Genomic DNA, 1,392 nt, shown 5'->3' with positions numbered 1-1,392 from the left:
AGCCTGGGGTCAGCCCGGCTTCTTTCATCCCCGGCCGCCGTTGGCACCGGCGCGCCTGGTCCCGGACAGCGACGCCGCGCGCAGCCTCTACAGCGTCGATCCGCTGCGCCGGACAATCGCCGAACTCGTGGACTTCGAGCGGATCAACGCCGGGACGATGCGCCTGAGCCTGGGGGCGGTGAATCTGCACACCGGCCGCACCGTCTATTTCGACTCCGCACGGCGTCGCATCGGCCCCGAGCACGTGCTTGCCAGCACCGCCCTGCCCCCGGCCTTCCCGCCGGTGGCGGTGGACGGCGAGCTCTACTGGGACGGCGGCATCGTCTCCAACACCCCGCTGGAGGCCGTGCTGGACGATAACCCCCGCCGGGACACGCTCTGCTTCATGGTCGACCTCTTCGACTCCCGCGGCGAGGCGCCGCGGGACCTGGAAGAGGTGCTCGAGCGCCATAAGGACATCACCTACGCCAGCCGCTCCGGCCGCCACATCGAGTACTACCGCACCAGTCACAGGCTGAGGCGGATCATCAACGAGCTCTACCGCCGCCTGCCGGCCGCGGAGCGCGATAACCCGCGGGTACGCGAGCTCGCCGCCTGGGGCTGCACCACCAGCATGAGCATCGTCCACATGATCTACCGCAGCGGCCCCGCGGAGACGTACAGCAAGGACTACGAGTTCTCCCGGGCCTCCGTACAAGACCACTGGGCCGCGGGCCTGAGAGATGCCCGCCAGGCCCTGACGGAACGGCGCTGGCAGACCCACGACCCGGACGACCCCAGCGTGGAGGTCGAGGAGGTGGTCTCGGACGCCTACCGCAGCTACCACCGCGAGGATTGACCACTACGGGGCCGGCGGGCGGCGGGTTAAGGCAGGTGTAAGGCCGCCGGTGTATCACTGCGGCGAACCCGCAGCACGGAGGCCCCAGGGCCATGATGGATTTCGACGTCACCGAGGTGCTCGGCCTGCTCCGGCGCACCGCCCCGTTTCTCGGTTTTCGCCTGCTCGTCTATCTCGGGATCACCCTCGCCTACGTGATCGCCACCGGCGGCGGTGCGGGCATCGGCTATGCCCTCGGCCACATCGGCGGCGACCCCGGCGCGGGCGGTGCGTGGGGCGGTATCGCCGGCTTCGCCCTCGTGGGCGCGCTGGTCTACTGGTTCCGGGAATACCTGCTCTACCTGGTCAAGGCCGGCCACATTGCGGTGCTGGTCGAGCTCCTGGACGGCGCCGACCTCCCCGGCGGGCGCGGACAGATCGAGCACGCCCGCTCGGTCGTGCAGGAACGCTTCGCCGAGGCCTCGGTGCTCTTCGGCGTGGATCAACTCGTGAGGGGCGTGATCCGGGCGTTCAACCGCGTGTTCTTCAGCGTCGCCACACTGCTGCCCCTGCCC

At 69.8% G+C, this 1,392-nt stretch carries 1 protein-coding gene and 1 pseudogene; both read left to right on the top strand.

What is annotated here, in order from left to right; all coding sequences use genetic code 11:
* A partial coding sequence (locus G7A99_RS09215; protein WP_163139683.1) for a DUF3734 domain-containing protein occupies positions 1-838 on the top strand: 838 nt, incomplete at its 5' end.
* Between the two features lie 92 nt (positions 839-930).
* A pseudogene (locus G7A99_RS24865) lies at positions 931-1,392 on the top strand (hypothetical protein); the annotation flags it as partial.

It is taken from the genome of Arhodomonas sp. KWT (assembly GCF_010993615.1).
The sequence above is the reverse complement of the archived record's forward strand: the minus strand, read 5'-3'. Positions and strand labels throughout refer to the sequence as shown.